The following is an 8034-nucleotide window of genomic DNA, read 5'->3' as shown; positions in this document are numbered from 1 at the left end:
ACCGGGGAAAGCCGAAGGAGCCGCTCGGCGGCCAGCTCGGCGAGACCATCGGCAATCTGATCCAGCAGGGCCTGAGCGGATTGGGCCAGAGCCAAGGCCAGGGCGGCGCGCGGCCGGGCGGTCAACGCAGCCTGACGCCAACCTCGCCCGCCGAAGCGCCGACGCAAGAGCCCGCCGCTCCCGCGCCGCCCAGCGACACGACGGCGCAGCAGGACAGCCAGCCGATGAACGAAGTGCTGCGGCAGCTGTTCAACCGGTGAGGCTGCCAGGCTCGCCCCGGCATGACGAATATGGCGTGATTCCCGCCTAAAATCGGGGCTAACCATGCCGGCGGACCGTCCGCCGGCCCGCTCAATTCGTGCTAAACAGGCCCTCATTTCGGGGCGCCAATTGTGGCATGCCCCACAAGCGACGAACGGCTGCGCGCGCTATTCTTAAGCGTGCCGCACGAGGGTCCGGATGAGCGAGGGCAAGGACAGGGTCTGGTTTCTGCGCGAGGGGCTGTTCGCCAAATACGTCGTCGCGCTGGTCGGGCTCGTCGTGTTCGTGCTGGCCGTCAACGGCGCGATGGAAATCTGGATCACCTATCGCGGCATCAAGAGCTCGATCCACGACGGCATGTCCGAAAAGGCGGAGGCGACCGCCAAGCGAATCCAGCAATCGATGTCCGACCTCGAGCGGCAGATCAACTGGGTGACGCGCGCCTCCTCCAACACGACGGACCTGCGCCGCGACGATTATGCGCAATTGCTGCGGCAGGTGCAGCAGGTGAGCCAGCTCTCGCTGCTCAATGCCCAGGGCCGCGAACAGCTTCGCATGACGCGCCAGATCGTCACGCCCGGCAGCAACGCCGACTTCTCCCGCGACGTCAGGCTGACCGAGACCGCCGCACGCGGCACCAGTTTTGCCTCGGCCTACTTCCGCGGCGAGCGGCCGTTCATGTCGATCGTACTGTCGCATGCCGATGGCAGCATCACCGTCGCCGAGATCGATCTTGATTTCCTGTCCGAGTTCCTGATCGACGCCCAGATCGGCAGGGTGGCGTACGCCTATGTCACGGACGCCAGAGGCGACGTGCTGGCGACGTCCTCGAACGGGCCCGAGGTCAGCAAGAATTTGTCGAAGCTGCCGCAGGTCGCGGCTGTCAGCAAGCCTGGCGGCGTCGCGCCGGCGTCGGGCAGCGATATCAGGGGCGATGCCGTGCTGACGACGTCGAGCGTGGTGCCGAAACTCGGCTGGCGCGTGTTCTTCGAACAGCCGACGGCGCAGGCGCTGACGCCGATCCGCGATCAGCTGGTGCGGATCGCGCTTCTGATCGGGCTCGGCCTCGTGGTCGCGATCATCGCGGGCACCGTCATGGCGCGACGCATGCTGGTGCCGATCACGGCGCTGCAGGCCGGCGCGCGGCGGCTCGGCGCCGGCGATTTCGGCCACCGCATCGAGGTGAAGACCGCGGACGAGCTGGAGGAGCTCGCCAACCAGTTCAACGGCATGGCCGGGCAGCTCGCAGAGACCTATTCGAACCTCGAATCGAAGGTCAAAGAGCGCACGCGTGATCTGGCGCAATCGATCAACGAGCTCAAGGTGCTCGAGGAGGTCGGCCGCGCGGTCGCCTCCTCGCTCGACCTCAACGCGGTGCTGCCGACGGTCGCCGCGCGCGCGCTCGAAATCACCCATGCTGACGCGGTGCTGATCTATGGCTATGACGCCGGCAATCATCAGTTCAACCTGACGGAGGCGATCGGCATCGAAAAATCCGCCGAGGGCCGCCACCGCGCCATCGACGCCGACCACTCGCCGCTCGGCGAGGCCGCCACCAGCGGCGAGCCGATCGCGATCCCGCAGCTCAGCGCGATATCGGAACATCCGTTGCGCGATGTTGCGGTCGAGGCCGGCTTCCACTCGGTGCTGGTGGTGCCGCTCGTCGACCAGACCGGCATTCTCGGTTCGCTGGTGGTGCTGCGGCGGAACGAGGGCGACTTCTCCGCCAATCTGATCGGGCTGATGAAGACCTTTGCGCACCAGGCGGTGCTCGCGATGCGCAATGCGCGGCTGTTCACCGAAGTCGACCACAAGAGCCGCGAGCTGCAGGACGCCAACAGCATCGTCAGCCAGCAGGCGAGCAAGCTGCAGGAGCAGACCGACCAGCTCCGCGACTGGAACCGCTCGCTGGAGGAGCGCGTCGAGACGCAGCTCGGCGAGATCGAGCGCATCCGCCGCCTCGAACGATTCCTCGCGCCGCAGGTCGCGCAACTGATCGCCTCCTCCGACGGTCATGAGGGCCTGCTCGACAGCCACCGCCGCGAGGTCACGGTCGTGTTCTGCGATCTGCGCGGATTCACGGCGTTCACCGAGACCACCGAGCCGGAAGAGGCGATGAACGTGCTGCGCGAATATCACGCCGCGCTCGGCGAACTCATTTTCAAGTATGAGGGCACGCTCGACCGCTATGCCGGCGACGGCGTGATGATCCTGTTCAACGCGCCGATCCAGTTCGACGACCACACCGCGCGCGCGGTGCGCATGGCGGTGGAAATGCGCGACACCGTCGGCGGCCTGACCGAGAAATGGCGCAACCGCGGCCACAATCTCGGCTTCGGCATCGGCATCGCACTCGGCTATGCCACGCTCGGCCAGATCGGCTTCGAGCAGCGGCTGGAATATGCGGCGATCGGCAGCGTGACCAATCTGGCGTCGCGGCTGTGCGATGAGGCGAAAGCCAACCAGATCGTGGTGAGCCGGCGCGTCTACGGCATGGTGGAGCAATGGGTCGAGGGCCGGCCGATCGATGATTTGAACCTGAAGGGATTCAACCATCCGATTCTGGCCGCGGAGATCGTGAGCTGGCGCGAGGCGGTGGACAATGTGGTGGATGCAGCGTCGGCCGCGGCAAGGTTGAAGAAGAAGCAATAGTGCGCGGCTTGCTTACCCTCCCCTGGAGGGGGAGGGTCGGTTCGCATGGAGCGAAGCGAAATGCGAAACGGGGTGGGGTGATCTCTCCACTCGGGCACTGTTGGATGTGGAGAGACCGTCACCCCACCCCGCCGCTCATTTCATGAGCGCCGACCCTCCCCCTCCAGGGGAGGGTGAAGCCTGCCGATAGCGCTCGCTTCAAACTTCCCCTCTCCTCAATGCCACCCCGGCTGCTGCAGTCGCGCGCGGGTTTGCGCCAGGTCTTCAAGGCTGCTCTCGATCTCCCCGCGGCAGATGCCGATATCCCTGAGCTCGCGGTCGTCGAGCTGGTAGAGCGCGGCGCGCACGGCGTGAGCCTCGTGGCGCGCGATCACGCCTGCGAAGAAGCGGTTGATGAAACGGCGCAGGTGCGCCAGCCGAACCGCAGCGCGCAACGCAAATGGCCTGGTGGTGGAAGTCTGTATGCTGGTCAGCATCGTCATGGCTATGTTCTCCAGAGCCGGAACCCGGTGGCCCCTGCCCACCATCTTTTCTACCGAAGGCCTGCTGCCAGCATGGTGTCAGCAGCGTCGCGCCGGGAGAAACGCGCGTCTCGAAACACGACGAGTTGAACATCTGTCCACCTGCCAAAACAAAGTCAGTGAGTGCGGGCAAGTGGCGCCGGCAGAAATCGCAGCTGGAACAGCCATCAATGGCGCTTGGCGCCAACGTGCCCTTTCTGGTATCCAAGGCCCTGAATTTGAGAAGGAATTGCCGATGTCCGTCCATGCTGCGCGCGACCTCACGCCGAAGCTGACCGCCGTGATTGTCGCAAGCGCACTCTGCCTTTCGACCACCCCCCTTCTCGCCGCCGACGAGGACGCCGCCCCCAAGGGCGCCGCCGTCACCGTGCTCAAGGCCGCGAAATCCTGTTTTGCCAATATCGTCGAGGTTTCCGGCACCATCATTCCGCGCGAGGAGACGCAGGTGCGCCCCGAGCGGATGGGGCTGAAGGTGGCCGAGGTGATGGTGGATGCGGGCGACAGCGTGACCGCAGGGCAGGTGATGGCGAAGCTGAATTTGCCCGAAGGTGGATCGATCTCGGTGCAGGCGCCGGTGGCGGGGGTGATCTCGGCTACCACCGCATCGGTCGGCGCGATGGCGTCAGGCAAGGGCGAGGCGCTGTTCTCGATCATCGCGCGCGGCGAGTTCGACCTGGTCGGCATGGTGCCGACGCGCGATATCCAGAAGCTGCAGGTGAACCAGACCGCGCGGATCAAGGTGATCGGCGCCGGCGAGGTCGACGGCCGTGTGCGGCGTCTCTCGACCACCGTGGAGCCGAACAGCCAGCTCGCGCAGGTGTTCGTCGGCGTCACCACCAATCGCCGCCTGCTGGTCAATTCATCGGGCCGCGCGCAGATCAAGACCGGGCAGAGCTGCGGTGTATCGGTGCCGCTGACCGCGATCCTCTACGGCACCGCCGGCACCGTGGTGCAGGTGGTGCGGCGCGCCCGCGTCGAAACGAGGCGGGTGGAGACCGGGCTGATGGCGGCCGGCCAGGTCGAGATCACCTCCGGCCTGCAGGAAGGCGACATCGTGGTGGCGCGCGCCGGCGCGCTGCTGCGCGAGGGCGATCCGGTGCGGGCGGTGACGGCGAGCGCCGACGCGAAGTAGGCGGCGACGGCAGTGCGCCCCCTCCCCCGCAAGCGGGAGAGGGAGGGCGCCGGCGTTGTGGCGGCGGTTCGTTTCGTGGTCGAAGATGCCCGCCGCTCAATAGCGCGCGGCCACCAGCGGCTGCGAATTGAAGTGGTAGTTCACGCCGAACTTCACCAGGTGCAGGTCCTGGTTGATCTTGCTGGCCGTCTCGGCGACCTGGCTGCCGGCGCCGAACCCGCCGCCCGTGGCGATGCCGCTGAGCTGGACCTGTTGCGCGAACATCCTGATGTAGTTGTATTCGGCCTTGACCGACCAGTTCGGCGCGAAGGCGTATTCGGCGCCGGCGCCGACCACCGCGCCGGTGTGAACGGCGCTGCCGGTGTGATTGATCGCAGTCGAGATGGCGGCGAAGTGCTGCGCCATTGCGGCCGTGTGCTGCTGTTCGGCGATCGCAATACCACCCTTGCCGTAGACCATCCATTTGTCGCCGACGACAAAGCCGGCGCGAGCGGTGGCGAGCGCGAGCCAGTCGATCTTGCTCGCGTAGGTCACGCTGAGCGAGGTGGGGCCGATGACCTGCGACCAGGTAAAGCTATCCTTGATGCCGGTGGCCAGAATTTCGCCCTCGGCACCGAAGACGAAGCGGCCGGATTGCGCATTGACGCCGATGGTGCCGCCCGCGAGCCAGCCTGAATGGTCAAAGCCCGGCCGGCTGCTCGCCGGAACAGTGCCGAAAGCATCCGGCCATTGCGTCTGGCCCCAGCCATAGCCGCCCTGCGCGCCGACATAGGCGCCGGTCCAGTTGGTACCCGCTGCCGCCGGCACCGGGGCAAAGGACGGATCGGGAGCAAGGCCACCGAAGCGATAGTTGACACCGAGCTTGACGACATGGATCGCCTCGTCGACGAGGTTGTTGCCGGCAATCGTTCCCGTCATCCGCGTCGTGGCGCTGCCGAAATGATGGTAGTTGTATTCGGCGAGCACCGACCACGGACCTGCAAGCGCATATTCGGCGCCGAAGCCCAGCATCGGCGCGTAGCGGGTTTCCGAGCCGCTCGCGCTGACCGTCTGGGTCACGACCGCGCCGCCGATGACCGCGGTCGCGGTGGCGCGGACATCGTGCTTCTGATGCGCCGCTGACAGGCCGCCCTTGGCAAAGACGAACCAGCGATCGGCCGCGATGCCGGCGCGCCCTGCGAAGGTCACGAGGCTGTCGATCCCTGACGTCGCGCGGGTTTCAGCGGAGCCGCCACCGAAGCCCGGTCCGCCCAAGCCGATGACACCGGTTCCCTTGATGTCGGCCCAGGAGCCGTCGAGCTCGAGGCCGAACACGACGCTGCCGAGCTGCTTGTTGATGCCGACCTGGCCGCCCGCCAGTGCACCGCGCGCCACGAAGTCCGCCCCGGGCTGGATCGACGTCCAGTCCATCATCCCGCCGCCATAGCCAGCATGGGCGCCGATATAGACGCCGCTCCAGTCGAGGCCGGCGGCGACGATCGGCTTGGCTTTCACGGGCAGATCAGCGGCGGAGGCGATGGCCGTGCTGGCAGCGAGTACGGAAGCGGCGAGAACGATTTTTTTCATTACAATTCCAATGACAAAAATGGCTGCGGCGCAACCCAGCGCCGCAATGCACTCTAGCGGGAATTGTCAGGAGGCCAAGTTCCGGATTGTAATGATTACGGTATTTTCCATATTTTTCGCTGATATTGTGGTTTTCGCGATACAATCCGTAATATATTCGGAATGCAGGGGCGCAAAATCCGCTTCGGGCCCGCGGCAGGCCCAAGCAATGGGTCGAGTTCCGTAAGACTTGCGAATTTCAGGAAAGGCCGCGATAGCGCGCTCCGCGAACTCCGTCGCCCCTGCGAACGCAGGGACCCATAACCATCGAATTCAGCTGCTTAAGCAAAGCCGTCTCCCCGCGTGCCACTTCCGAAGGCCGCGGCGAATGGGTCCCTGCGTTCGCAGGGACGACGGAGAGAGAATCGCGCGCCCTTACCCGCCGATGCGGACGTCTTCCATCAGGGATGAGGAGACCTGGGGCACCTGCTCGCCGTCGGAGGCGCGGGAGACGGAGATGCGGGTCTTGTTGAAGGCGCTGGCGGCGCCGGACTGCGAATTCAGATTGTTCAAGAGCTCGGTGACGAGCACGCTGTATTGGCCCTTGCCGTCATCGGCGACCTTGCCCGGCGTTGCCGAGGTCAGGATCAGCGCGTTCTCCGGCGCCGAGATCGGAGCGAGGCCGTGGGAGTAGGAGCGGAAGCGGCGCTCATAGGGGTTGCGGCGGGAAGCGTCGACGACGACGAGCTTGGCCTTGGCGCCCTTCTCGGTCATTGCGTCCAGCACCTGCTCGATGCTGACGCCGTCGCGGCGCACGTCGCCTTCCTTCCAGATCGCGGCATCGACCGGAATCATGAAACTCTCGCGGCCGACCTGGACGCCAAAGCCGCCGAAGAACAGCATCGCCACGGTATCCGGCTTGATCTTATCCTTCAGGCGGGCGACGGCGCGGGCCATGTCGTCCTTGGTGGCGTCCTCGACCACGTCGACGTCAAAACCCTTGGCGCGCAGCGCAGCGGTGAGACCGCGGGCGTCGTTGATGGGCTGGGACAGCGGCGCTGACGCATCCGGGTAATGGCCGTTGCCGATCACCAGCGCGACGCGGTTACCGGTGACGCCGATCGAGCCGGTCTGCTCAGTGCCAGCAGCCTTGCCGGCGTCGAGCGAACGCTTGTTCAGCGCGGCATGGGCACCGATCGCCAGCGACACCAGGCCGACAAACGCCACGGCCATGGTGACGCTGCGGCGGGAAATGTGGAGCTGACCGAGGTTCATCGCGTTACCATTCCCAAGTTTCTGTCTGAAGGCGCCGAGCAAGACCGCGCCAGTTAGTCGCGTGAGCAGCATTCAGGTTTGAAGGGGTTGCACGGTGTGTGCCGTCCAATTGCGCTCAATTTGCGGCACCGCAACAACCCGGCTTTTAGCCTGTCAGCCCCTCCCGAACAACCTCATTTGATGCATGGGGCCGCCCGCGACAGACTAGGGATAAAGGTTAAGATTTGCTATGTGACCTGCATCACCATTTGTGTTTTCTGCGGATTTGTATAGTTTTCAAGGGCTTGCAGGCCCGATCCGGCCGGCGGTGGCCGCGTTAAGCTATGTGCCATGCTCAACGCGGCCCTCCCTTCACCGTTCCGGCGGAAAGAAACTGCATGGGTTTTCACAGCATCGCCGGCGCCGCATTTCGGGCGCTGACCGCGCGGAAAGACGGCCCATCGCTCTACGACGTCTGCGATCCCGTGCTGCTGAAATACCGCGGCGGCGACCCGCATCTCGGGAAGTTCTATCGTACCGCGCTCGGCAATCCGGCGCTGCGGCCGCTGCTGCGGCGGACCGGGCATCCGGCCTTGCGGGACGAGAAGCGGCTCGGCGCCCTGCGCGAGGCGCTGGTCCGGGCCCGCGACGATGCCGAGCCGGACTGGG

At 65.6% G+C, this 8034-nt stretch carries 5 protein-coding genes and 2 pseudogenes; 4 read left to right on the top strand and 3 right to left on the bottom strand.

What is annotated here, in order from left to right; translation table 11 throughout:
- Positions 1-260 (top strand): annotated as a pseudogene (locus CQ12_RS46255) (AsmA family protein); the annotation flags it as partial.
- Positions 261-459: 199 nt separating this feature from the next.
- Positions 460-2913 carry an adenylate/guanylate cyclase domain-containing protein gene (locus tag CQ12_RS11315; protein WP_057835391.1) on the top strand — a complete coding sequence of 818 codons (2454 nt, stop codon included), beginning with the start codon at positions 460-462 and terminating at the stop codon, positions 2911-2913.
- A gap of 215 nt (positions 2914-3128) precedes the next feature.
- Here CQ12_RS11315 and CQ12_RS11310 read toward each other — a convergent pair whose 3' ends face one another.
- The gene (locus CQ12_RS11310) at positions 3129-3395 is read right to left on the bottom strand and encodes a DUF1127 domain-containing protein (protein WP_057835390.1); all 267 of its coding nucleotides are present in this window, start codon (positions 3393-3395) and stop codon (positions 3129-3131) included.
- Between the two features lie 274 nt (positions 3396-3669).
- Between CQ12_RS11310 and CQ12_RS11305 the strand changes: the two genes are divergently transcribed.
- The gene (locus CQ12_RS11305) at positions 3670-4566 is read left to right on the top strand and encodes an efflux RND transporter periplasmic adaptor subunit (protein WP_057835389.1); all 897 of its coding nucleotides are present in this window, start codon (positions 3670-3672) and stop codon (positions 4564-4566) included.
- 96 nt (positions 4567-4662) lie between these two features.
- Here the strand turns inward: CQ12_RS11305 and CQ12_RS11300 are convergent, their stop codons facing one another.
- Complete coding sequence (locus CQ12_RS11300; protein WP_057835388.1) at positions 4663-6132, bottom strand: outer membrane protein; 1470 nt, start codon at positions 6130-6132, stop codon at positions 4663-4665.
- A gap of 414 nt (positions 6133-6546) precedes the next feature.
- Positions 6547-7386, bottom strand: coding sequence for a caspase family protein (locus CQ12_RS11290; RefSeq protein WP_057835386.1), 840 nt, complete (start codon positions 7384-7386; stop codon positions 6547-6549).
- Between the two features lie 377 nt (positions 7387-7763).
- Between CQ12_RS11290 and CQ12_RS11285 the strand changes: the two are divergent.
- Positions 7764-8034, top strand: a pseudogene (locus tag CQ12_RS11285) (hypothetical protein); the annotation flags it as partial.

The organism is Bradyrhizobium jicamae (assembly GCF_001440395.1).
GTDB classification, from domain to species: Bacteria; Pseudomonadota; Alphaproteobacteria; order Rhizobiales; family Xanthobacteraceae; genus Bradyrhizobium; species Bradyrhizobium jicamae.
Note: the sequence above shows the minus strand (reverse complement) of the source record. Positions and strands in the feature narration are given on the sequence as shown.